This is a genomic window from Paenibacillus spongiae, from assembly GCF_024734895.1.
GTDB lineage: Bacteria > Bacillota > Bacilli > Paenibacillales > Paenibacillaceae > Paenibacillus_Z > Paenibacillus_Z spongiae.
Genome location: NZ_CP091430.1, coordinates 7,078,570 through 7,105,117, shown reverse-complemented (window position 1 = coordinate 7,105,117; position 26,548 = coordinate 7,078,570). Strand labels below are relative to the sequence as shown.

Annotated in this window: 13 protein-coding genes; all 13 read left to right on the top strand. The window is 48.9% G+C overall.

What is annotated here, in order from left to right; all coding sequences use genetic code 11:
• The first annotated feature begins 115 nt into the window (after window positions 1–115).
• Window positions 116–1,246, top strand: a complete 1,131-nt coding sequence (locus tag L1F29_RS31900; protein ID WP_258385989.1) for a glycosyltransferase family 4 protein — start codon at window positions 116–118, stop codon at window positions 1,244–1,246.
• 187 nt (window positions 1,247–1,433) lie between these two features.
• Complete coding sequence (locus L1F29_RS31895) at window positions 1,434–5,579, top strand: S-layer homology domain-containing protein (protein WP_258385988.1); 4,146 nt, start codon at window positions 1,434–1,436, stop codon at window positions 5,577–5,579.
• A gap of 538 nt (window positions 5,580–6,117) precedes the next feature.
• Window positions 6,118–9,135 carry an S-layer homology domain-containing protein gene (locus L1F29_RS31890; protein WP_258385987.1) on the top strand — a complete coding sequence of 1,006 codons (3,018 nt, stop codon included), beginning with the start codon at window positions 6,118–6,120 and terminating at the stop codon, window positions 9,133–9,135.
• 173 nt (window positions 9,136–9,308) lie between these two features.
• Complete coding sequence (locus L1F29_RS31885) at window positions 9,309–11,831, top strand: hypothetical protein (protein ID WP_258385986.1); 2,523 nt, start codon at window positions 9,309–9,311, stop codon at window positions 11,829–11,831.
• A 77-nt stretch (window positions 11,832–11,908) separates the two neighbouring features.
• Window positions 11,909–12,433, top strand: a complete 525-nt coding sequence (locus L1F29_RS31880) for a hypothetical protein (RefSeq protein ID WP_258385985.1) — start codon at window positions 11,909–11,911, stop codon at window positions 12,431–12,433.
• A 164-nt stretch (window positions 12,434–12,597) separates the two neighbouring features.
• Window positions 12,598–12,882: an alpha/beta-type small acid-soluble spore protein gene (locus L1F29_RS31875; protein WP_258385984.1), complete on the top strand. Its 285-nt coding sequence runs from the start codon at window positions 12,598–12,600 to the stop codon at window positions 12,880–12,882.
• A 217-nt stretch (window positions 12,883–13,099) separates the two neighbouring features.
• A complete protein-coding gene (gene metK, locus L1F29_RS31870) occupies window positions 13,100–14,302 on the top strand; it encodes a methionine adenosyltransferase (protein ID WP_258385983.1) in 1,203 nt (400 codons plus the stop codon).
• Window positions 14,303–14,611: 309 nt separating this feature from the next.
• Entirely contained in the window at window positions 14,612–18,988 is a 4,377-nt protein-coding gene (locus L1F29_RS31865; protein WP_258385982.1) for an Ig-like domain-containing protein, read from the top strand.
• Between the two features lie 294 nt (window positions 18,989–19,282).
• On the top strand, window positions 19,283–21,988 hold the full coding sequence (locus tag L1F29_RS31860) for a stalk domain-containing protein (protein WP_258385981.1): 2,706 nt from the start codon (window positions 19,283–19,285) through the stop codon (window positions 21,986–21,988).
• A gap of 133 nt (window positions 21,989–22,121) precedes the next feature.
• A complete protein-coding gene (locus L1F29_RS31855; RefSeq protein ID WP_373876578.1) occupies window positions 22,122–23,228 on the top strand; it encodes a sensor histidine kinase in 1,107 nt (368 codons plus the stop codon).
• A 6-nt stretch (window positions 23,229–23,234) separates the two neighbouring features.
• Complete coding sequence (locus L1F29_RS31850) at window positions 23,235–23,966, top strand: response regulator (RefSeq protein WP_258385979.1); 732 nt, start codon at window positions 23,235–23,237, stop codon at window positions 23,964–23,966.
• A gap of 1,529 nt (window positions 23,967–25,495) precedes the next feature.
• Entirely contained in the window at window positions 25,496–26,041 is a 546-nt protein-coding gene (locus L1F29_RS31845) for a sigma-70 family RNA polymerase sigma factor (RefSeq protein ID WP_258385978.1), read from the top strand.
• On the top strand, window positions 26,038–26,547 hold the full coding sequence (locus L1F29_RS31840; RefSeq protein WP_258385977.1) for an anti-sigma factor: 510 nt from the start codon (window positions 26,038–26,040) through the stop codon (window positions 26,545–26,547). The genes L1F29_RS31845 and L1F29_RS31840 overlap by 4 nt, the downstream gene beginning before the upstream one ends.
• Window position 26,548: the final 1 nt, after the last annotated feature.

Genomic DNA, 26,548 nt, shown 5'->3' with positions numbered 1-26,548 from the left:
TTTAGTCCCAATTATACTGTCACAGGTAGCGAATCGGATTGTTTTTCGGCCTTTTTGTGTACGACAAGGTCGAATGCGGAAGCATCCCGGTTCCTAACATGAGAGGGAGATGAAGATGGCTGTTGGCTTTCTTTACGCAATCGGATTTATCATTTCATTATGTCTTGCGCTTGTTTTAACCCCGCTTGTCATCAAGCTGGCGTACAAGGTGGGGGCGATCGACAAGCCCAATCACCGTAAAGTTCATACGAAAATCATGCCGCGGCTTGGCGGTTTAGGCATATATGCTGCTTTCGTGGGCGGTTACTTCGCCATCAAGCCTTTCCTGCCGGAGGGGCTGCTTCGGAATTATGACAACAATCTGATCAATGCCATGCTGGCGGGCGGAACGATTATCGTCATTATCGGCGCTCTGGACGACCGCTTCGAGCTATCGGCGAAGGTGAAGCTTCTGGGCCAGATTATTGCCGCATGCGTGGTCGTATTCGGCTTCGGCATTAAGATCGACCTGCTGAATATTCCATTCGGCGAGACAATGCAGCCTGTTGCATCATGGATCAGCATTCCATTGACGATTCTCTGGATCGTCGGCGTCACGAATGCGATTAACCTGATCGACGGACTGGATGGCCTCGCGGCAGGCGTGTCCGGTATCGCGATTGGCACCATACTCGTCATGGCCATATTTATGGGCTTTACTCCCGTCATTCTGCTTAGCGCCATTCTTCTTGGCGGGGTTATCGGCTTCCTGGTCTATAACTTCCATCCTGCGAAGATCTTCATGGGGGATACGGGCTCGCTGTTCTTAGGCTTCGGGCTGGCGACGCTCTCCATGCTCGGCTTCAAGCAGGTTACGATGGTATCGTTCGTAACGCCGCTCCTGATCATCGGCGTACCGCTGTCGGATACGTTCTTCGCGATCGTGCGCCGCTGGATCAACAAGCGTCCGATCTTCGCGCCCGACAAGGGCCATCTGCACCATTGCTTGCGGGAGCTTGGTTACAGCCATCGCCGCACGGTGCTGATCATCTACGGTATCGCTGCATTCTTCGGTCTGTGCGCGATCTTCCAAGCGGTTATCGTCCAATCGGATGCGGCCAATTGGATTACCTTCGCCGTCATCTGCGTGCTCTTGTTCGTGCTCCAGATCGGCGCCGAGTTTATCGGCATTGTGGACAAGACGCGGCGTCCCGTTCTTAACTTCCTGCAGCGCGTATTGCTGCGAACCCAGCAGCGCTCGGAATAAATATTATTATATGTCTGCGACGTAAGCCTCGGCTCCTACATGGAGTCGGGGCTTTTTTCGTTACCGCAAGCAGGGGCATGCATTTCCTCTTTCAAATCTGCTGTAAGCCTAAACTTTTACCAATCCGAGGCCGATAAAAGCAATACAACAAAATTCGATGATGGACCAGATTTGGAGGAGGTTTACCGTGATTAAGAAACTGGGTATGTGGCTCGTAATGCTGGCATTAGTCGTTCAACTGCTGCCTGCGGGCAGTGTGCAGACGGCGACAGCGGCCGTGGGGAATTTCAATTTCCCGGGCGAAAGCGACGTTATAAGCTCGCCAAGAGTGACAACAGATGAACGTATCACCTTGTCGGGTACACTTAGCAATGTCGATCCGAAGTCTATTTCCTATAATGTGTATCAGATCATAAACCCGGCCACGGAAGAAGTGGGCAACAAACGGGAGAACCTCACCAGCAACGTTTCGGTGAACGGGTTCGCAATTCAAATTTTCAACATTCAGTTGTTCCCGGGACTGAATAAAATTACGTTCAAGGGTACGCAAAGCGGTGGAGAAGTGTCAAACTCCATCTATGTCGATTACCGGAATGGACCGATGCTGTATGATTTGACGGCATCGCTCGACGGCAATAACTTCCCTGTTGTAGAAGACGGCACGACAGTCGTCCAATCCCAGACCTCCAGAGGCAAAGGCAGTGCCGATATTAGCATCACCGGTAAAGCGCCGAACGCGCAGCAGGTGACGATCATTGTTAACGGAAGCAGCAAGACGTACTCGGTTAACAATACGAACAATAACACGTTCGCGGCATCGCCAATTACGCTCCAGAAGGGCAAGAATCTCGTTACGATTAAGATTTCGAATGGAACGCAAGTGATCGAGACGACGAGAGACATTGCTTTCTATAATGGCAGCGTTACTTTCTTTGATGTCAACATTAATGAAGATGGAACCTCAAACTCCGCTTCGATTGAGCGCAGCCCTAACTTTGCTGTGTCTGCAGGCAGTAATTTGACATTAACAGGTAAGGTTATCGTGCCGAATAGCCCATATGCGGATCCGGGCGATCCTACTATTAAGCCTCACCCTAATCCGATTCCAAGTCTTGGCGGAAATCCGGATACGCTGCTTGGCTTTATGGCTTATAGTAAGAAAGTATCTGATTCTGCATTTAATAATATTTCGGGTAATATCACGTATGTGAAGGTCTTGGGCAATCCGGCTGTTAACGATAAGTTCTTCACCTATGAGTACCGAGTAGATCTAGGTCCGGTCGGCAGTTATGCGATGGACGAGCTCTATAATATCAAGCTCACAACTCGCAATGAAGAGAATATCCACAATAATCTGACGCCAACAGACGAGGGTACAGACGCGCTTTTCTTTACTCTCCGTGATAAAAACAAGCCTTTCATTAGCCAAATTAATTATTTGCCAGGTTACAAGTCGGATAACTATGAAGGTATTGAGGGCGTATCTTTGAACGGGAAGAACCTTCATGGTCTGCCTGTCGGGATTGAAGTGTTGATTGCCAATCCTACAACTACGAATAGTGTTGTAACGGTCACCGATATTAAGAATGCATCCAACATTAGTGCCAATCCGGTTCCCGCGCCCGCAGTGAAACCATTGGTACAAGATAGAATTACAAAGATCATTAATGGTGAAGCGCAAACGTTCCAGCGTGTCGTTCTTGAATTCGCCAAGATGCCTTTTGAAGGCACGCAAACGATCTTGATGAACTTGAACACGAACAGTGTTATTTCCCAGGCTACATTCACGCTGCTGTACGGGCCGTATGTCAACTATACGAAGATGTACGACGGCATGACGATCTATGACGACACAACGAGAACAACGGGAGATCGAATCAAAGATATTATCTTTGATTCCGCCGCACCTACGCCTGCGGACGAGAAGTCCAAGCTGGGTCTGTTTGAAGGTGAATTGCAGAACATTAACAACACGAGTGAAATACGTTACGACGCAACAGTAGGACCAAGAACGGTCTATTTCTACATCAATAACAAACCTTTTGAATTGGTACCGATTAACGGCGCGAACGACACGCGCTTCAAGCTGAAGGCAGATTTGGCGGATGAAGCATTGGATGCGATGTTCAGCGGCGAGAATATTATTAAGCTCGTCTTCCAAGGCTCGAAGACCTATTACGAGAAAGCTGTTAAGGTTAATCTGATTCCAACAAATCTACCTGTCATACCGGTAGAATCCGCCGGTGTCTATCCTTTCACCTATCAAGATACGGTGACGGATCCGAAGCCGATTCCCAATGACCCGAAATTCCCTAAACAGGGCGCGATCTTTACGACAACCGAACCGTATATGAACATCTTCGGTACATTCGATTTTATCGACTTGGGGAGATCGCTGAGTGAAGTGAACAGCAATATGACTCGTCTGCTGACCCCAGGCACTAGCGGTACGCGTCAAGCAGATGACTACATCTTCAAGATTACCGGATCAACGCTTACAAACGATATTGTTTGGAAGCTCTCCGACACTTTCCAGGTCGTCGATGGCGATACGGTGTTGGGAATGTACCCGGCATCAGGCAGCATTACGGGCGATTTGGTTGTCAGGTATGATGTGAAGACCGAATCGTTCTCCTTCATATTAAAGCGTCAAGAGCTGACTGCAGACGGCAGCTCAAGCGTCTATGTGTTTAATGTTTACAACAGCGGGGAGACAGGTCCGAAAGCTACCTATCGCCTGGAAGTAGACCCAACCGTATTGCCTTACAAAATCTTGCGTCCGTATCTGCCGGCCGAAGCTATTGTAAACAAGAACTTTGTTGACGTGATTATCAATGCCAAAGGCGCCAACAAGGTGACGATCAACAAGCAAGTCGCAGATAAATATGAGTACGACTATAACAACGACGGCGTTATTCAAGACGGGGTAGACTACCCTCACGCATTTAAGGCTACCGTATCCGGTCTTAAGCCGGGCAAGAATAAAATCAGCTTTACCATTGAAAGTGGAACCGATAAGGTTACGAACTTTTTCGAAATTACCTATACACCGACTTCTATTCCTGGCGCACAGCTGCTCGAGGAAATGAAGAACAGCAACAAGGTGTTCGACGGTGCGCTCACGCTGACGTTCCCGAAAGGAACTTCGCTGATTCGTCGCGATTATAATGTCCCTAGCGAATTCAAGGGCCAAGTCTTTACCGGTCATAAGCTGATGTTTGCGATCGCTAACCCGGAAGACGGTGTGGTAGATCGCCGCGAGTATGATAACCCGCCTGCAGGCTTTGACCTGATCATGCAAAACTTCGGTACGCGCTTTAGAGTATCGTTCCCGACCCGGTTTACGAAGTCCAGTCCTGTCTTCTGGATCGACTCGGGCTTAGCGGATGATTTGTCTACGCCAGGTTACGACCCGCTTACGCAGGGTGTAGACCCTTATCAATATCCAGGGGCGAAGGGTCCGAACAATACCAAGATTCCAACGTACGACGAGCGTCCGGATGACCGGGAGCTGGTTGCATCCAAGCGTGGTACGCTTACCCTTTCCTATGACCCAAGCATGAGAGATGGAATCGGAACGATCGTGTCCGTCTTCCGCTATGATGTGAAGAACAAGTTCTGGGTTAACCTGGGCGGAGTCGTAGATACGAAGAAGAATACGATCACGGTTCCGTTCGATCAGTTCGGATACTATGTTGTTGGCAAGATGGTCTATTCATTCGCTGACGTAACGAATCATCCATACGCACGCAATTATATGGAAGCGATCTTCTCGAAGGGTGTCATGAACGCTGCTAATTTCGATGATTTCGGTGCCGATTTGTTCACAAGCCGTGGTGAATTCGCCCGGATGGTTGTGAAGGGTCTGGAGATTCCGCTCAACTATGAGCTAAGCAAGCCGCACTTCGACGATGTGCCGCCGATCATTAACCAAGATGCGCTGTGGGACTACAGCTACATTGAGACAGCAGCTAGGAACGGTATCATTCGCGGTACGCAGCCGCGTGCGTTCGAGCCATCCACAAATCTGTCACGTGCAGAAGCTGCTGTTATTCTAGCCCGTGCGCTTGAGCTGAAGCTCGAGACGGATCCGGTGAAGATCGATAAAGGGCTGCAGAAGATCTTCAAGGATTACGGTGATATTAGCTACTACGCCAAGTCTTCTGTCCTGGCCATAGCCAAGAAAGGCTATATTCAAGGCTCGCCAGTCGATGCGAATGACAAGAAGAAAGGCTATGTGTTCGAGCCGCAATCGCAGCTGCTTCGTTCCGACGCAGCTATCATTATCGGCAAGGTGCTAGCGGATCAGAAGCGTCTGCCGAAGCTCAACTAGCCTTAAATTAGAGTAGCGGCCGTGCAGGAAAACCCTGGGCGGTCGCTATGCATGTAATTGGTAAGAGCTATTATAAATTGGCAAATGTTTTATATCGACGCCAGTTGGGTAAACAAGCTATACTGATTAGGTGATCGACAAAGTATTACACGATTGGCGGATAACTCGATCACAACCCAGAATACATATGGATCACGCGAATGATGGAGTGCAGTAAGACAACGAAAAAAGTTTTTCAAAGTTTTTTTAGCAACATCGCAACTTTTTAGAAACTACTGCGTTTAATTACATGTAACACAAAACAACACCACAGCAACGGGGACTCAAGAAGCTTGGTACATATTCTCAAAAATCTCTTTACTGGTTAATTGACCCATTGTATAATGTTAAAGTGGTGTGACAACTCTATCGATCTTTTCTGGATGATTTTACTAGTTTCCAAGTTTCTGCGACGTGTTTCTCTCGAATTCGACAGACATGATCGTAGACATTATTTATAAGAACTAGGCTCAGCTCTGGGAAGGGGGTGAATCACCTGATGAGTGAATCGAGCAAACAATATTCTAAACAAAACACTCAAGACCCGAAACACATTAGAGGAGGAGAAAAAAAGGTTATGAAGAAAAGTTTGTCTGCAATCCTAGCCGCTTCTATGGCATTCTCGATGTTCGCATCTGCAGCATTCGCTGCTGAAGACACTAAGACAACTGAACAAAAATTCCAAGAAATGAAAACAGCTGGTATCTTCCAAGGCTACCCGGACGGTAAGTCCCACCTGGAAGAAACAATGACTCGCGCTGAGTTCGCTAAAGCTCTGGCTGCTCTGCTTGGTCTTGAAGACGACGCAGCTGCTGCGAAAGTATACAGCGACGTTGCTGCTAACCACTGGGCAATCGGCGAAATCGGTGCCTTGACTGCTGAAGAAATCATGAACGGCACTGGCGCTGGTAAATTCGGTCCTAAAGTCAACGTTTCGATCGAGCAACTTGCTAAGATCGTAGTTGGCGCTATGGGCTTGGAGCCTAAAGAAGACGCTGAAGTAGAAGGTAAAACTTCCGCTTGGGCAACTGGCTATGTAGCTGCAGCTGTTGAATCTGGCCTGATCACTAAAGTAGAAGACTACACGGTTCTTGCAACTCGCGGTAACCTGGTAGACGCTTCTTACACAGTGTACTCGAAGGGTCAAATCTCCGTTAAATCCACTAAAGTAGTCGATGCGAAGAACATCGAAGTTACTTTCTCGGATGACGAAGTAGTTAAGAAAGAACTGGCTGAGCCTTTGAAAGTCGGCGTAGCTACGAAAGTAGAAGTCGAGCACAAAGGCGCTAAATACACGGTTGAAGTAACGCTGGCTGAACTTACAGCAGAAGCTAAAGCTGCTGGAGCGAAGAAAATCGAAGTTAAGTTCAACCAAGCAGTTGATACTGCAAAAGCGAAGTTTGAAGTTAAGAGAGGAAGCTCTGCTGTAACAGTAAGCAAAGCAACTTTCTCTGACGACAAAATGACTGCAACTCTGGAGCTTGACTCCAAAATCGTTGTTGGCGACTACACAGTAACGGTTAAGGAAGTTTCCGAGACTGCACTTACTTCGACATTCAAGGGAGAAGCTGAAAAGCTTACTGCACTTGAGTTCGTAGGTGAGAAGCTTGCAGTGACGGATAACACGTATTCCCAAGCGTCGATCTCTTACAAGATCACGAACCAATACAAGGAAGATGTAACGAAACAATATGGCGGCAGCGTAACTTGGACGCCTTCCAAAGGTACTGTGAAATCCAATGTCAATGGTAAATTGACGATCGGTTTCAACGCTAACGACAACATCAAGTATGTAGTTGGCGAGCAAGTTTCCATTGCTGGTATCCACAGCTCCGGTCTGACTGTTTCTCAAGTTCTTTCCGTAGGTTCCGAAGCAATGGTTGAGACGGTTACCGTTAAGGAACTGTACCATCCAGAGAAGAAAGGTCTGACGACTTCTTCGAACTATTCCGAATTCGTATTGCTTATCGAAGCTAAAGACCAATACGGCAACATCATGAATGCTAAAGACGTCAACGATGATGTTCTGTTCATGGCTAACAACCCGGCGATCTTTAACATTGCCCAAGGATCGGCTAAAGACGATCAAGGTGCTAACAAGGATACGGTTGGTATTCCTTTGGTGAACCCAGTTGGTAATATGCGTCTGGATGGAACGAACACAATTACTTTCATCTCGAAAGCATTCACGAAAACAACGAAATTCGATGTTGAAGTTACGAAGGGCGCAACGCTGCATAACTTCACTCTCGAGAATCCGTCTTCAGTTGCAGCTAACGATGGAACGATCAGAATTCCATTCAGCGCTACTGATGCCAATGGCGGAACGATTACGAAATATGACGATCTGAATGGCAAAGTATCGCTGAGCTCCAGTGCAGGTACTTTCGTAATGAAGAAAGACTTTGCTACGGGCAATGCTTACTTGGAGTGGTCGGTGCCAGCTCAAGGCAGATATACGCTGACTGCCGTTCCTAACACTTCGTTCCAACCAAGCACAATCTTTATCGACGTTCAAGCAACAGCAGTACCTACTACTGTTGAAGGCGTTAAAGACTTCGACGTGAACATCATGTTCACAGGTGCTAATCAAACTTTTGACATTACGAAAGACAACATTGTAGTGAAGGATCAATACCAACGTAATGTTGATTTGAATGCTGCATTCTTCGCGAATTATGAAGTGGAACTTGTCAATGTTGATTCTTCTGCTGATTTCAATGGCTATGGTAAAATCACGTCTGCTACTGGTGCAGGCAGCAAAATCACACTGACGGCTAACGCAGCTGCTTCCGACAAAATTGCCATCAAGTTGATTAATACAAGTGGTGCTCAAGATGTAACTGTATCTACCCGTGAAATCACTGTATCTACAGTGGCGCAAAGCAACCTGAGCAATTACTCTGTAAATGATATTGGTAAAATTTATTACGAAAACCTTGCAGATGTTAAGGTAGTTGCTAAGAACATCTATGGTGACACAGTTACGATTCCTGCAACGGCGTACAACATTTCTGCAGTAGCTCCACTGACAGTTAATGGTGGTAAGCTTGATGCAACTGCCTTCACTTTCAACCAGAACGAAGATACGAAAAAAGCTAAATTTACCGTAACATTCAACGACGGTACTGTAGCACCAATCACTAAAGAGCTCGAAGTGACTAACGTTGCTCCAGTTGCTAAGACCGTTGAATTCAAATCGGCTGCTGGCTACGCGGGCGATAACTATGTGATTACTGCTCCAACAACTATCGACAGCATTGATGATCTCTTGAATGCTGTTACAATTAAGGACCAGTATGGCAAAGTGATCACTAACCCAGCAGTAAATGCTCAAATCTCTACCGTTAATAAAGTTCAAGGTTCGAACCTTGCATTCCAAGTCGGTGGGAACAATGCTACATTCGGCGCAGCATCTGCTATTAATGTTACAGGTGCAACCGCTGGTGATACATTCAATGTTCAATTCATCGTTGGTGGAGAGTTCCAATTCACCGTTCAAGTTAAAGTTCAATAATACGACTTTAACTAAAGAAGCTCGGCATAGCCGAGCTTCTTTTTTTTTGTCAAAGTAGAAATGAATCAAGCCAATATGTTCAAAGTGTTTTTATAGCAACCTGAAACTTTTGGGAAAAAATCTCGTCTAATTAAGTAAGATACTTTAAATGTATTCAAAGGAGACTTATGCGAATGAACAAGGTTGTGAAAATAACATGCGGCACCATGTTGGCTGTGACATTATTGAGTTCTTCCCTTACATATGTGCCTACGGCGGAAGCAGCCGGTACGGTAACGAAAGCTCCGGTAGCCTCGTTGCAACCCTTTGGAGGCACCAAACTTAAAACATTTATGATTTCCTCGAAGAGCTATGTTCAAATTAAGGATGTTTATTTTCTGTATAACAATAATGAAAAAACAACCCATTACACCATAACGGTCTATAACGGTGATAACACTGAGATCGATTTCAATGATTATTGGGTAGAGATGCATTCTGTGAACGGCGGCAAGTATAACGTTACACCAAATCCGGCAAACAAGAAGTCCAGTAAAGTAGCGCCGAAGACATCAGAGGAATTTAGCTTCTATTCCAAGGTCGATCAAAAGGTCAATTATACCGACTTGAAGTTCCGCTTGGTGAAGTGGGATTTTAATGCGCCTAATTATACGCGCACATTAGGTGAGACAAGGATAACCTCGGCTTATAAAAACTCTGTACCTACTAATAACTACTATATCCTGCGGAAGAACAACGAAAAGATTAAAACCAATTTTGAATCCGGAACACGCTTTACAGTAGGAGACCAATCACAAATCCAAGTTCGCTTTAAAATGGAGAACATTGGATTCACAAGGAAAGATCTCTCTTCCTACCAATTTAGTTTAAAAACAAAGCAAGGGTACATAATAAAACTGGAATCGGATTTACAAGCAGACCAAAAACTAGATCCTAGTCAATCCGTATCTATCTTACTCACTGGATCGTTAAAATCAAATGTAGATGTAAACGGTGCACAATTATTGCTAAGTTCGATAAGTGACGGAGAAACAAAATTTGAATCGCCGGTTTCTATTTATAATGTTGTGTGGTATGCCAGCAGTAATTTCGTAGCTCCGACAAATACAGCAAAAAAATACACAGTTAATGGACAAAATATTCAAGCTATTATATCTAGCGTATATCGGGAATCAAATGATGCAAGTGACACGATTTCGATTAATATGAAGTGGCTGAACAATGGTAAAAAGGCAGTTAAGCTTCCAAAATACGAATATGTTCTGTTAAGTTCAAACGGTGCTCAATATCCGATCACAGTTAAGGATGAAGAGATTCAATTGCTGCCTGGTGTTGAGAAGGAAATGGAACTTAAAGTAAAAATTCCGACAGCGGCAACAGCTGGAATGACTCTGCTCATAAACCAGCCTAAAGAAGAGAATAAAACAAATGGTTACATAGCTGCAGCATTTAAAGTTCCACCAGTTACGACAACAACTCCTGTTTCCAAGAAAACTTATCGGAATGCGACTGGTGCTTATGAGTTTGAAATTAAAAAGGTTGAACGCTTGCCTTGGGGGCAAGAGGACCTGTTAAATATTTACGTGACGGTCAGTAACGATCATGCTACCAAGTCATTGGTTATTCCTGATATCAAAAGCAAGTTAAATTTGAACGGTGTAAATATTGATGAGAAAGCAATAACAATGATTAAAGCGGATGACCAAATATTGCTTCCAGCTAAAAGCTCTACCAGTTTTATTGTAAGCACGAAAGTACCGTATAATTATAAATTCAATGAAGTTCAATTGACATTGCTAGACCAAATATCAGAAGAGACGAAAGAAACTATCGGATTGTTTACAGCCAAAAATGTAACTGAGGTACCTAAAAGAAACCTTCAAGATCCATTTAAAATTCAAACGATGGGTCGAAAAGCTACTTTGCAATTTGAGAATGCAACCGTATTTGAAGGTAAGTCGTCGGATCTATATTATGCTGAATTCAGCTATACCAATGATGAGATGAGATTTACTACTCTGCCGGTTCTGAAAGCATTCTTCAAAACTAATGATAATCAATATATTGATGCCGATTTGCCGAATATTAAAACGAAAATCAGCCCTACCGGCAAGGCTCTGCTTGTTGTATCGGGTAGAGTTCCAAAATCCTTCTCCAAAGAAGGAGCAAAATTGATTATCGGTGAAGGTATAACGGAAGGGAAATTTAGTACTACAGAAGGCACGCCTGATAGAATGATTAACGGAATTTCATTTGATCTGCCTAAGCTTGAGAATACTGTTAGTAAAGAACTGAAAGATCTAATTATTAATCCTTACAAGTTTACGGTTAATAGTATTGATTCTGGACTTGAAGGCTTGAATACATTGAAGCTAGATATGAATTATACGCTCGAGAATCTTAATGCTTATGAAGTGAATGAAACAAAACGCAAATTAACTTTTGTCGTTAACGATGGTGTGAATGAGTATGAGCAATCATTGGAGCTGGATGCTGCTGAAGGCGGTTTGAAACCAGGTATCAAGAAAAAGGTCTCCGTATCCTTTACCGGTAATGAAATCGGTAGTGTATTGTTTAGAGGATATAAGCTATCAGTATATGAAGAGTATAATAGTCATCGTAAGCTGCTTGGAACGAAAGAATTCAGCTGGTATTCAATTGAAAAAGAAACACCACAGACTCCAGAGACACCATAACTCTAGCGATATGGGCTGACAATCTTTGCTTGAACTAGTATGCTAAAAGTAAGATACTAGGAAGGAGCTTGGCAAATTTGAACAAGAATTGGGCGAAACTCATTATGACAGTAGCCCTAATAAGTACAGTTATCGTAGCAGGATCAACGTGGTCGTCCCAAGCCGACGGTGAAGATGCGAGCACACCGGGGTCGGTACAAGATCCGATTGTCACGAAGAGCTATGTGGAGCAGCAGGTCGCCGCTCTGGTTAAGGCTGAAATGGCCAAGCAAGGCTCAGGTTCGGGTTCTAGCGGGGATAAGGAGCAAGTCGGAGGAGGCGCGGAATATAAAGTTGTGTCCGTTCCACTCGGTAAGAAGCTCATTGCGAAGGGGAGCGCCGAATTCGTTGTCCGGGCCGGCAAGCCGGTTGCCTTCGTACCGGATACGAATGGCATCGCCAATCTGACGGAAGGGACGGATCTGACCAACGGGATGACCGTTCCGATCAATCATCAGATTCTTGTCCCGCGCAGCGGTCGGGGCATTATGTCGGCTGAAGGCGCGAAGGCTGGACTGGTAGTCATGGTACGTGGTCCGTACGAGCTGCAAGCTCAAGAATAAGAGTTCAACATTAGCCTGCTGTGTAGAATATTCTGCGCGGCGGGCTAATTTTTTTATTATCAACTGCATTAGGTATTTTTCCCCGAACTGTCAACATGTTATGCGCTTCGGAACGCTGAGGTCGGCGCACACTACGTGTATCAACTTCAGGAGGTGCTTGAACAATGGCTAGTCGTTCGAATAAAGTGGTCGTTCCGAATTGTAAGGAAGCGCTGAATCAAATGAAGTACGAAATTGCAGCAGAGCTCGGGCTTACCTCGGGTGCCATTACACCGGACCGGTTGGGCATGACGGAGTTTGCTTCGGATGATTTTGGTTCCGTTGGAGCGTCCAGTGATCCAAGCAGCGTACCATGGTCCCGCTTAGCCACACGAGATGTCGGTCAAGTCGGCGGGTCGATTACTCGTCGTCTGGTGGAGCAAGCCGAGCGTGTCTTGAACGGTCTGTAGCCCCAAGCATCCGTTATTGACACAAAGCGACAGTTTCGGTATCATATTGTTTTAGAGAGTTGACTAGAGACCTTTTCCACCTCGGAAAAGGTTCATTTTTTGGAATCGAAACGTTACCGTTAGATCCATGTATGGACGTCGACTTTTCTATTGTCCCGAAGCCATGCATGAACTATCCATCATACTTACTTATTTTTAACTGTAGGAGGTTGAGCAAATGTCTCTTAAAGGAAGACACTTGTTTACATCGGAATCGGTTACAGAAGGACATCCCGATAAAATCTGTGACCAAATATCTGACGCGGTATTGGACGCGTTCTTGGAAGCTGACCCCTATGCACGCGTAGCTTGCGAAGTTTCCGTAGCAACGGGTCTTGTTCTCGTTATTGGCGAAATTAGCAGCCGTGCGGATTATGTCGATATCTCGGCGATTGCACGCCGTACCATCAAAGAAATCGGCTACACGCGTGCCAAATATGGTTTCGACTCCAGCACTTGTGCTGTATTGACATCCCTTAATGAGCAATCGGCTGACATCGCGCAAGGCGTTAACGCTGCAATCGAAAGCCGCGATGGCAAGAACATTCGTGAAGAGAACGAAGATATCGGAGCAGGGGACCAAGGTCTGATGTTCGGCTTTGCGACTAACGAAACGCCGGAGCTAATGCCGCTTCCGATCGCCCTGTCTCACCGTATCGCACGCCGTTTGTCAGAAGTGCGGAAGAACGGAACGCTTGAATACCTCCGTCCAGACGGCAAAACGCAAGTCACGATCGAATACGTAGACGGCCTGCCAAAACGTGTCGATACGATCGTCGTTTCGACGCAGCATGCGGAAGAAGTAACGCTGGAGCAAATCCAAGCGGACATCCTGGAGCATGTCATCAAGCCGGTTGTTCCAACAGAGTGGTTGGATGACCAAACCAAGTACTTCATCAACCCAACAGGCCGCTTCGTTATTGGCGGACCGCAAGGCGATGCAGGTCTTACAGGCCGTAAGATCATCGTCGACACGTACGGCGGTTATGCACGTCATGGCGGCGGCGCGTTCTCCGGTAAGGATCCAACAAAAGTCGACCGTTCTGCAGCTTATGCAGCCCGCTATGTTGCGAAGAACCTGGTCGCTGCCGGTCTTGCCGACAAATGTGAAATTCAGCTTGCTTACGCAATCGGCGTAGCCAATCCGGTATCCATCAGCGTGGACACGTATGGAACAGGCAAAGTAAGCGAAGAGAAGCTGGTTGAAATCATCCAGAAGAACTTCGACCTTCGTCCTGCCGGCATCATTAAGATGCTCGACCTTCGCCGTCCGATCTATGGCAAAACAGCTGCTTACGGTCACTTCGGCCGTACGGACATCGATCTGCCATGGGAACGCGTAGACAAAGCGGAACAATTGAAAGCCGACGCAGAAGCTTAAGCCGCATATTAAGATTTGTATTCCAACCGCTCCTTAACCGGAGCGGTTTTTCTTTTGCCTTTGAACGAATGTAAGCAGGCGGAGCAGGAAGAATGATTCTGAAGAAGCGTTAGCGTTCGCCTTTGTTCACGGAATTCGACCACTATCCAATCATTCAAGGAAATCCGGGAACAACAGCGATCGGAGGAACATTCTTACTGCGGAGCAGCTGCTTTTTCCTATATTAGAAAAAGCGCTCCAACTCTTCATTTCCACCCCCCTTTAACCGAAAAATAAAGTACGAGTGTCTTTATAGGGAGTGGGTTATTGGTGATCCGTAATCGGAAATGGTTGATTTATTTTATGGCGGCCCTTCTAACGTTTCAAGTTGGAACCGGCAGCTTACTGATCCTGCCGCAGCAGGTAGAAGCAGCATCATCAGGACCGGTAAAGCAGAGCGTGTCTCCGTCCTCCGGTGCGAGCAACGTACCCCTGAATGCGAGGCTGGTCCTGACCTTTGACGAGAATGTCAAAAAGGGAACCGGAAATGCGATGATTTACATTCGCGAATTGGGCAGCGGAGCAATGTTCGATTCGTTCTCCGTGACAGACAGCCGGGTGATGATCGGTCCATCCAGCAAGAATGTGGTCACGATCACGCCCAAATCGTTTGCCCTAAATACGAGCTATTATGTGTATATCGATCCGGGCGCATTCCTCAATGAGTCCAATAGCGCTTCGTTCGAAGGGCTTACCAGTACGATGGACTGGAATTTCAGTACGGTAAGCGCGGTGGACAACACGCCGCCGAAGCTGGACACGGTATCGCCGCTTTCACCGGCAAATGGTGAAACCAACGTATCGATCGGAACCGCATTGAGGCTGACCTTCGACGAACCGGTCTATGCCGTCAACAACAGCATCACGATCCGAAATACGGCGACCGGGCAGAGCAGCGATACCCAATACATACCTGTCGTATCCGCCAATGTGACGGGCAGCGGTACTAGAACAATCACGATATCGCCACTGTATCCGCTCAGAGGGGACAGCCCGTATGAGGTGACAATTCCATCCGGCGCCTTCCAGGATGCATCCGGTAATGCTTTCGCAGGTATTAGCACTGGAAATTGGACATGGCGTACGGCAATGCCAGCGCTGGGGATCCCGGAATTATCGCCGATGAATAATTCGTTCGGATTCCCTGTCGATAACGATCTGGTCATGATGTTTCCCGGCAATATTGCCAAAACGGGAACCGGATGGATTTCGATCAATCAGGTATCGAATAATGAACTGTTCTATCGGGTGGCTGCATCGGATGTAAATATTAACGGTAATAAAGTTACGATTAATCCGTCAAGCAATCTGAAGCCGAATACGAGTTATTATGTGCTGATCGATCCGGGCTCCTTCAAGGATGCCGGTACCGGCACGAATATCTATGAAGGCATTACAGATGCGCGAAAATGGACGTTCACGACAAACTCGGGCTACGATACGCAGGAGCCGCGTTTGTTGGAGCGCAAACCAGCCGCAGGCGGAACGCAGACAACAACCTCCTTCGACCTGGAAATGACCTTCGATGAACCGGTGTACCCGGGTAACGGCAACATCGTCATCAAATCGCATCCGAACGGTGCGACGGTAGCGACGATTCCTGTCACATCCAGTAAGGTGACTGGCGGCGGAACGACGAAGATCACGGTCAAGCCAGGTATCGTGTTTACGAATAACGTGTCCTATTATGTTCAAATCGACAGTCAAGCTTTGGTCGATTCCAGCGGCAACCATTTTCCAGGCATCTTGAACTCGTCCGGCTGGAGCTTCAGAGTGACGCAGGATAGCGTGAAACCGACTCTGTCTACGGTTACGCCCGCTAATAACGCCACTGAAGTCGGCATTACGGGAATCGTGCTCTCCGCTACCTTCAGCGAGCAAGTGCAGCCAGGCAATGGTGCTATCAAGGTGAAACGGATCTCAGGCACCGGTAATACGGAGTACGCCACAACGGTAACCGTTGACCCGGCCAATAACCGGAAGCTGAACATCGCCATTAACGGCACACTAGCTGCGAACGCAAAATATTACGTCGAAATACCCGCTGGCGCTGTTATTGATATGGCGGGCAATCCCTATGACGGAATACTGAATCAATATCAATGGACGTTCAGTACGACCAGCGCAACAGGAGCGCCGGCGCTTCTGAAGTCCGAGATGTCCGGTACATCCAGAATCGTACTGACGTACAACAAAGCGATTAATCCCGCTATCGATGCGGTACCGCTGCCGGCAAGCTTCTATGCGACAGTAAACAATTCCGGGCGCAGCGTTACAAAGGTCGAAGTTTCCGGACAGACCGTGATCTTGACTCTCTCGAGCGGAATTGTGTACGGACAAGTGGTAAAGCTGTCTTATACGCCGGGCACGACTTATGCGATTCAAGATTTGACCGGTTTGAAGGCGGTTGGATTTTCGAACCGTGATATAACGAACTCGCCGGACACCACGCTGCCAAAGCCGCTGCATGGCAGTGTACAGGGCAATACCATTACACTGACGTTCAATGAAGATCTGCAGGCGGTAAGCTCATATGCGGAAAGCCAGTTTTCGGTCAATGTGGCCGGCTCCTACCGGTCCGTAACCTATATTTCAGGATCGGGCAGCGTCCTGTTCTTGACCTTCAACGGCAGTGCGGTAACGAGCGGCCAGAATGTAACGATAACCTATACCGCCTCTTCCTATCCATTGCGTGACTGGGCAGGTAATAATGTGTCTTCGTTCAGCGGCTTCTACGTTCAGAATGGCCAGGATACGAGAACGCCGGTGCTGCAGACGGTAACGGCTGTGTCATCAACGGTTACGCTAACCTATGACGAGCCATTGAACCCGAATGTAGTCCCGTCAACCAGCTCCTTCGCCATTACAGTAAACGGAAGCGCCAGATCGGTGACGAAGGTGACGGTATCGGGCGCCCAAGTGATTCTGACGCTGTCATCGGCGATTACTTCGGGTCAAGCCGTTATTGTCACTTACTTGGGCGGTTATCCGGGTATAGCGGATTTTGGCGGAAATACGGTACCGGCATTCAGCGGAATGACGGCAAATGCGGGTTCGAATGTAAGTTCATTGTACGGGGCAGTGGTCAAGGGAAGCCTTCTGACCATGACATTCGCTTCGACGATGAACAGCAATTACAAACCGGCATCCTCCCAGTTCACCGTCAAAGTGAATGATGTGTTCCGGAATGTATCTACTGTATCGATCGTTGATTCGAACGTGCTGCTGACCCTTTCCACGCCTGTTGCGATCGGAGACCGAGTGTCGGTCAGTTACGCAACATCCCATGGAACTTCCATGCAGGAGACGAACGGCAGTATCATTCCTGCATTCGCGGACGTCGGGGTGGCCAACCAAACCACCTGGATCGATAATCCGAATGGAGATTACGAGACGGCGGCCGACGGAGGAATAGGGATCAAGGTATCGGTGGCAACGACGCAATCGGATATTTCGCCGGCGAACCGCAATGCCAAGCGATATGTGCTGTCGGCCGACAAGGTTGCCGGCGCATACAGCACGGCTAGCACGGTAGGCGGTACGGTGCCGCGCGTCGTGTTCACGGTACCTGAGAGTGAACAGGCCGCTATTGTGGCGGTTCCGCTAAGTACCTTGTACGATGCCAGGAAGAATGCAGCGAACGCCTCTTTTGTCGTGGTCTATCGCGATTCGACCTATGAAATCCCGTTGAGCGCACTGGATGTTCTTCAACCGAGTGCCGGGACGGGGTCGCAGCTGCTTATCCAGATCGACACCAATGCCGGAAGCGTTACGCCGCAGATGATTACGGCGCTTAACGGCTCGCGGGCTCAGCAGCTTGTCAGCCCGGTCAATTTCGAAGCTAAGGTTGTGACAGGCAGCCAATCCAAAGTGATCGAGGCCTTCAGCGGTTATGTAAAACGCTCGGTCTCTACCGCTTCAGCCGTTGATCCGCGCTCGACTGCCGCAGTCTGGTTCGATCCGCAGACCGGCAAGCTATCCTATGTACCGACTCGCGTAGAGACGAAGAACAGCAAGTACGTGATCACGTTCCAAAGCAAGGGGAACGGCACCTTTGCCTTTATTAAAGGATCGGTTATCTATTCGGATCTCGGCAAGCATTGGGCGCGCAACGACATTCTGCTGCTCGCCAACAAATATATTGTCGAAGGCCGGACATTGACAGCATTCGAGCCGGCAAAGCCGATCACGCGGGGCGAATTTGCGATGTTTATCGCAAAAGGTCTGGGACTACCCGGCGATAAGCAGGCAGCGGCGAAGTTCAAGGACGTAAATACGTCCACCGTTCTTGCCGCATACATTGGCGCGGCATCGAAAGCGGGTATCGTGCAGGGGATGACGGATGGAACGTTCAAGCCGAACAGCCCGATTACCCGTGAACAGATCGCGAGCATGATGGTTCGCGCGGCAGGAGCAGCCGGCGTGCAGATTAACCTGTCTCAGGATGCGAATTCGATTCTGAAACGGTTCACGGACCGTACCAAGATCGGCACCTGGGCGCTGAACGATGTCGCCAAGGCTGTTCAAGCGGGTATCATTAACGGGATGTCGAATGGCGCATACGGAGCTAAGTCGAATGCCTCGCGGGCAGAAGCCACCGTCATGATTAATCGGCTGCTGCAATATGTCGATTTTATTGACGGCTAACGTATGGCTGGAATGGAATGGGATGGGATTAAGAGAAAACGGAGCGCGAGAGGTGGCTCCGTTTCGCCATTCTTATTTGCATTCAATGTCATCGGTAACGAGTGACAAAGATAATAGAGTTCACACTTTGGCAATCGGAATGGTATAAAATACGAATATTCTGACGAATTATAGCAGATAGTTTATTCTTTTCGGTCGTAATTTGTTGATAGGAGTCTTCTATCAGCCGTAACTTTCTCCCTATGACTTGAGTCTATAACTATTAGATTTCGAGAATGGGAGAGTTGCTAGTTTATGGATAATGGAAGATTCACTCAGGCACAAAGTCGCAGAAGAGAAACCCGAAAAGCAAATAAAAAAGCAAAAAGAAACGTACAGAAGCTGCTCGTTATAACGCTTGGAGCGGCGCTTCTCGTGCAGCCGATCAGCCTCGCCATACCGCTGTCAACAGCTGCAGCCGCTGAAGCGGTTCAACAGCAGCTGTTCAAGCAAAACGAAGAGATGATCACTTCCGGTGCGAAGCGCATCGATTATAAATGGACGAAGAGCAAAGGCGGCTATTCCAACGTTCATGTCATCGAAATCGACTTGACGAATCCCTATGTTAAGCTGGATGTCATGAGCGGTAAGCAAGGACTGGCAACGGGCTTGGGCTCTGTCGGCAGCATGGTGAAGAATAGCGGCGCCGTTGCCGGCGTAAACGCCGATTTTTTCAATACCTCAGGCAAAGGCTCCACGCTGGGCGCACAGGTGACGAGCGGCATGCTGGTTGCGAGCCCCTCCCAATTGAAGGGGATGTATGCCTTCGCCGTGACGAATGAGCGCAAGCCGATGATTGATTTGTTCAGCTTCGATGGAACCGTTATCTCGGGTGACGGCGCATCCTTCCCGTTGGCGGGTATTAACAAGGCTGCCTACCGGACGGAACCGGGCGACGGATACAGCCATTCCAATGCGATGTATATCTATACAAGCGCTTGGACGGCATCGCGGCCAACGGTTGCCGATAGCGCCACGACGCCGACGGAGGTGCTGGTCGTGGACGGGGTCGTTCAGCAGATCGTCGAGAACGGGACCATTCCCGGAACGCCTCCGGCAAACGGATACATACTTCGTACACACGGGAAAGCGGCCGTCTTCGCGCTCGAGCATCTTCAGATCGGGCAGTCGGTGAATGCGACCTATGCGCTGACGGCCCAGACGACGGGGCAGAAGGTGGATCCGGCTTCGCTTCAAATGCTGGTCGGCGGCCACACGATTCTTGTCGATCAAGGCAAGACGACAGCATTCTCCCGGGATACGAGCGGCATTAGCGGGGCCTATGAACGCTCCCGTACTGCGGTCGGCTACACGCAGGATAGCGGGAAGGTCATGCTTATTACTGTGGAAGACGTAGGCAGCAGTGAAGGGATGACCTTGGCAGAGCTGCAGAAGATGATGGTGAAGCTAGGCGTGTGGCGCGGGATTAACCTCGATGGAGGCGGCTCGACGACGATGATTACCCGCCCGCTTGGAGAAGTAGAGACGGGGCTTGCGCATCCGACAGAGAATGGCTCCCAGCGCGGAGTAGCTAACGGAATTGGCGTGTTCACCACGGCGCCGCAAGGCCAGCTGCGCGGTATTACGGCGAGCGGCAGCACCGAATTGTTCGTGGGACAGCAAGCATCCTATCAGCTCAAAGGATATGATACCTACTATAATCCGATCGATCCGGGCAGCCTGACGCCGGTATGGAAAGCGGAAGGAGGGGCTGGCGCATTCAGCGGCAACGTATTCACGGCCTCCAAGCCCGGCAAAGCGACCATCACGGTCAAAGCGGGCGACATTAGCGACAAGCTGGCCGTTGAAGTTATCGGCGGCGAGCAAATCGCCCGCATGTCGATCGATGCCAGCTCGCCGGTATTGGAGCAGGGCAAAACGATATCCGTTCCCGTCAGCGTGACGCTGAATGACGGACGGAAGCTGCAGCTGCCGGCATCTTCCGTTAAGTGGGAGCTGCGCGGCTTCAGCGGCACCGTCAAGGATGGCGCGTTAACGATCGGTGCTGTAGCCCCAGGCGCGAAAGCGGGCTATGCTATTGCGCGTTACGACGGATTCTCCGCCGTAACCGTGCTTGCGACAGGAGCAGACAAGAAATTTGAAGATTTTGAAGCGCCGACGTACTCAATTAAGTACGAAGGTACGAATAATGTAGTGGGCAACGTCGGTCTTGTGACCGGCTTGACAGCAAGCAATGCTTCCCAAGCGCTTCAATTGAACTATGACTTTACGGGAGCAACGGGTACGAAGGTCGCTTATGCCGTCTTGAACGGATCAGGACGCCAAGTCGAAGGCTCGCCATCGGCTATGACGCTGGACGTGCTGGGCGACGAAAGCCTGAATTGGCTGCGGGCCGAGTTCATTGACAAGAACGGGAAAGCCCATCTGGTAACCTTGGCGGACAAAGTGACGTGGAGCGGCTGGAAGCAATTGAAGGTGAACCTGCCATCCGACAAAATGGCGTATCCGATTACATTGAAACGATTGTATATCGCTTCGATCGAAGAAGGCCAGGATGAACGAGCGCTGTCAGGCAGTATTGCGTTCGACAACATAACCTTCCAATATCCGGCATTGGTGCCGGAGCCGGCTAGGCAATCGATTCTATTAACCATTGGCTCCAAATCGGCGAAAGTCGGCGGGAAATCTTATACGCTGGAAGCGGCGCCGATCGCTCTCGAAGGAACGACGTACTTGCCGCTGCGCTTCGTGACAGAAGCCATGGGCGCTCAAGTCGACTGGGATCAGAAGCTTCAGCGGGTTACCGTGCTGCGCGGAAGCAGCTTGATGGAGATGTGGCTCGGCAAGAAAAGCTTCATCCTCAATGGCACGAAGATGGATTCGGAGGTTGCCCCGATCGCGCGCAGTGGGCGCACATTGGTTCCGATCAGGCTTGTATCGGAGCAGCTGGGCCTGACGGTCAATTGGGATTCGAAAACCGACCAGATTACCGTTCAATGATATGGACGCACCACGGCCAATGTATGATATGATAGGAACGTAACGCGTAACGCCAGAGAAGAAAGTGAGCGGTCCCAAAGTGGATTATCGAATAACCGATCTCGATCGCGTGATCAAGAACGCCGTTCTCGTCATGGAAGAAAGCAAATATCAAATATATGAAATATGCGAATCGGCACGCAAGGAACTGTATTCGCTCGGCCAGGAACTTAACCAAGTCCTGGCCGAAACGGCCGAGATTATCGACAAGGTCGACAAGCTCGAGCTCGATTACCGACGGGCGCGTATCCGGCTTACGGAAGTAAGCCGGGATTTTGTCCGGTATCAAGAGGAAGACATCAAGAATGCCTATGAGAAAGCCACGCATCTTCAGCTCGATCTGATGGTTTTTCGAGAGAAGGAAGGCTACCTGAAGGCCAGGCGTGATGATTTGCAGAAAAGGGTGCGCAATGTCGAGAAATCGATCGAGCGCGCCGAATCCATCGGGTCACAGATTAATGTGGTGCTGGAGTACTTATCCGGCGACCTTAATCAGGTGACCCGTATTCTGGAATCGGCCAAGAACCGACAGCAAATCGGACTGAAGATTATTTTGGCCCAGGAGGAAGAGCGCAAGCGTATTGCCCGGGAAATTCACGACGGGCCTGCGCAGTCCTTGGCGAACATAGTTCTTAGGACGGAAATTGCAGAAAGATTGCTGAGTAAGCAGGAATTTCAAATAGTGCAGGAAGAATTAATAGATTTGAAGGGACAGGTGCGTTCCGGCCTCGAAGAAATTCGAAAGATCATTTTCAACCTGCGTCCTATGGCCTTAGATGATTTGGGACTAGTGCCAACAGTTAGGAAGTTTGTCCAGGACTTTGAGGAGAAAACAAGAATTAGGACGAAATTCGACACGTTCGGCAAGGAAATGAGATTGCCCTCCGCCATGGAGGCAGGCATCTATCGAATGATCCAAGAAGCGTTCAGCAACGCATATAAGCATGCGAGCCCCACTTATGTCGCGCTGGAGATTACGTACCAGGCACAAATGGTGAAGATTGTCGTTCGAGATAACGGCAGCGGATTCCATGTCGATCTGATCGAATCCCGAGCGAAGGACAGCACCCATTTTGGATTAATCGGAATGCGTGAGAGGGTCGAGCTATTAGAAGGGAGGATGGAGATCGATTCGGCCATAAATGAGGGGACGAAGATAACCATTCATGTCCCCATTAACGCGGAGCTAAGAAAGGAGTAATTGACGATGGAGCTAAAGCCAGCAGCAGGCGGCAAACGGAAAATTAAAGTATTAATCGCCGATGATCATCAACTATTCCGTGAAGGCTTAAAACGGATTCTCAACATGGAGGATGACTTGGAGGTCATCGGAGAGTGCAATGACGGGATTCAAGTACTGGAGTTCTGCAATCATACGAAGCCCGAGGTTGTTCTCATGGATATTAACATGCCGATTGAGAACGGGGTAGTCGCAACCGAGCGGCTCCGGGATATGTTCCCGGAAGTGAAAGTCATTATTCTGTCCATTCATGATGACGAGAGCTATGTATTCGAGACGCTGCGCAAGGGCGCAAGCGGATATTTGCTCAAGGATATGGAAGCGGAAGCACTCATTAATGCAATCCGTTCCGTTGTCGGCGGCCATGCCTACATCCATCCGAAGGTGACCGGCAAGCTGATCAATCAGCTGCGCCGGATGACGTACCTGGATGATATCGGCGCTGTTTCGGGAGCGGCTGCAGGCCGTGAAGCAGGCGTGAAGTTCATCGCCGGCGAGAATAACCCGCTGACGCGCCGCGAAGCAGAAGTGCTGCGGTTGATGGCGGAAGGCAAGAGCAACAAGATGATCGGCGAATACTTGTTCATTAGCGAGAAAACCGTTAAAAACCACGTCAGCAGCATTCTCCAAAAAATGGAGGTCGACGACCGTACGCAAGCGGTCATCAACTCGATCAAATTCGGATGGGTAACGCTGTAAGATTTTGATTCTACATAATGGCAAGGCAATTAGAGCTTCCGTCACCCAAGTGGGCGGGGCTTTTTTTGTTTTGGTATGTTGAGAGGAGCATTTTGCATTCGTCTGATCGGGTGGGATTTTGGAGGCGGGCGTTCAAGATGAGGCATATGTTGATGAAGCGTGCTGTACAAAGCGGGCATATGGTAGATGCAGTGTGTTGCAAAAGTGAACTCATGGCAGATGCAACGTGAGGTATAAAGTGAGCTTGTGACAGTCGAAGAGTGACAACGCGAAGTATATAGTGAGCTTGTGGCAGGCGAAGAGTGATATAAAGTGCCGTTTAAGGTAGCACTACTGGTAGACGCAGTGTGAAAAGCAGATGCAACGTGAGGTATAAAGTGAGCTGGTAGCAGGCAAAGAGTGATATAAAGTGCCATTTATGGTAGCACTACTGGTAGACGCAGTGTGAAAAGCAGTTGCAACGCGAAGTAAAAAGTGAGCAGGTAGCAGGCGAAGAGTGATATAAAGTGCCGTTTATGGTAGCACTACTGGTAGACGCAGTGTGCAAAGCAGATGCAATGTGAGGTATAAAGTGAGCTTGTGGCAGGCGCAGCGTGATATAAAGTGAGGCTCACGGTAACTGGTAGCTGCTATTCGAAAAGCATATGCAACATACAGATAAGTGAGCTTATGGTAGGTGCAGCGTGCTAGATCCAATGTGTTGTATAAAGTGCAACAATATAGTGTGATTTAAAGCTAAACCGGATTATTGTTGCACAATATGCAACAATGTAGAAGCATTTGCCTCTCGACTGGAGGAACTGTTGCATCGAATACAACAATTTTCGGATATCCGGGCTGCTGACCGTTCAATGTTGTATAACATACAAGATTATGGATTTATCACGGTGATAAAGGTGGCCTTATACAAACAGTTATTGAAGTAATAGTGGTGTGCACAAGAGTGCCGACTGCCCGAGATTCAGCTGATTCAGTCGATGCAGAATAAACGAGATGAACGAAGTTCCTTTGCAATATGCGGTCGACCGACCGCCTTCATGCAGCGAAAACGCGCGCTGAGAGCTGCGTACTGTGCGAAATAGCAAGCAGCAGCAGAGGAGGCGTTGTTCCACAGTATCTTCAAAGGTTAATTGAGCAGTGTCCGCAATCCTGCTTGGGAGCCGTAAGTTCCTTCTTTTTGCAAGGGAATAGGATCAGCTTACTAGAAAACGGTTGTATGTAACCGTACCAGAGTGGATTGGGTTCTGAAGGATAGAAATTCGATGGGGTGCGGGATCGACACCGAACATATGTGAACATTTTGCTTGCGCAGCGGTTTGCGATCGCATCACGGAAATTTTTTTTAGAGGGACGCAGTGCTAATGGCGGTTTGATTCGTCTTATTTAGTAGAGGATGAGGCGCGGATGAAGGGAGGGAGAGAACGATTCAGGACGAAGAATGGATAAGCCTCGTACAGGGCGGCGATCAGGAAGCGTACCGGAAGCTTGTTGAGAGACATCGCGATGCGCTGTACGGCTTAATATGGGGCGTGCTTCGCCATACGAAGGATGCGGAGGATGCCTTGCAGGAAGCATTCGTGCGGATCTATCTTTCTCTCCCGCAATACCGCGGTCAAGGATTCAAGGCTTGGGCTTCGCGGATCGCGGTGAATATAGCCATCGATGCCCAGCGGAAGCGCATGCGAAAAGCCGAGGTGCTTATCGGTTCCTATGAAGGCTCTGCGCACACGACGGGCGATGGGCATGCGGGCGGCGAACGGAGCCGGCTGGGGAGGACTTCGGACAATGCGGCCGAATCCATCGGAGCGGGCACCCGGGGAACCGGTGCGATTGCCAATCATTCACCGCCGGCGGAGGTGGAGGTGCTTGAGCGGGAGAGATGCGAGCGAGTCCGTGAGCTTGTGGAAGAGATGCCGGTCGGCTATGGCAGTGTCGTACGGTCTTATTATTTGGAGGATAAGAACCAACGGGAGATTGCCGCTCAAGAGCGGATCGAGCTGAAAAGCGTAGAATCGAGACTTTATCGTGCCAAGCGTTGGATGCGCAAGCATTGGAAGGAGGAGGACCTGGAATGAATCACCCTGCGGAATCGATGTGGAAAGCATTGGCGGATGACCAGCTCTCTGACCAGGATCGGGAATGGGCCTTTGATCACTTGGCGGAATGTGATGAATGCTTATCCATCTATATTGAATTAATGGCGAGCCTGGATACCGTGGAGGAATTGAATCCACTGCGGGCAGATGAGTTGACGGACCTGGTCATGGAACGGGTTGGCGACTTGCCGCGATCCACAGTGGAGGCGCCTTCCAATCCAACCGGAAATAGAAGAAGGGTTATACGCAGCGGCAGCCGTCGCCAGAAGGTGCTGCACGGTATCATTGCCGTGTGCTGTATGCTCGTGCTGATGTCGGCGGGCGTGTTCGACAGATTAGCGGATCAGCCGAATCATTGGCGGGCGGAACGGAATGAACCGGAGCATAAATCGCTGACAACGGCCATTATGAAAAAGACAACATCCGTAATCGGGGCCTTGGTTGAGAAACCGGTATCCCATCATCCAACTGGAAAGGAGCAATAAG